Here is a 374-nt window from a genome sequence, read left to right as displayed (position 1 = left end):
AGAGTGTTACCGATTGGCGTGATCTGGTGAAACGCAACGATATTGATCTTATTGACATCAACGCCCCGAGTGATGCCCATAAGGAAATTGTCGTTGAGGCTGCCCTCCATGGCAAGCATCTGTTCTGTGAGAAGCCGCTTGCGCTCTCGCTGGCGGATTCCCGTGACATGCTGCAGGCAGTTGAGGAAGCTGGTGTCAGACATATGATCGGTTTCAACTACCGCTTCTCTCCGGCTGTCCAGTTGGCAAAGCAGTTAGTCAAGAGTGGTCGCCTGGGCAAAATCTATCATTTCCGTGCCTTTTTCCTTCAAGACTGGGTCATGGACCCGTCCTTCCCGCTAGTGTGGCGGCTACAAAAGGAGGTGGCGGGTTCT

1 protein-coding gene is annotated in these 374 nt (G+C 52.9%); it reads left to right on the top strand.

Going from position 1 to position 374, the window contains the following annotated elements:
- The coding region (locus WG8_RS28980; RefSeq protein ID WP_007432400.1) for a Gfo/Idh/MocA family protein at positions 1–374 on the top strand (374 nt) is incomplete at both ends.

It is taken from the genome of Paenibacillus sp. Aloe-11 (genome assembly GCF_000245715.1).
GTDB lineage: Bacteria > Bacillota > Bacilli > Paenibacillales > Paenibacillaceae > Paenibacillus > Paenibacillus kribbensis.
The sequence above is the reverse complement of the archived record's forward strand: the minus strand, read 5'-3'. Positions and strand labels throughout refer to the sequence as shown.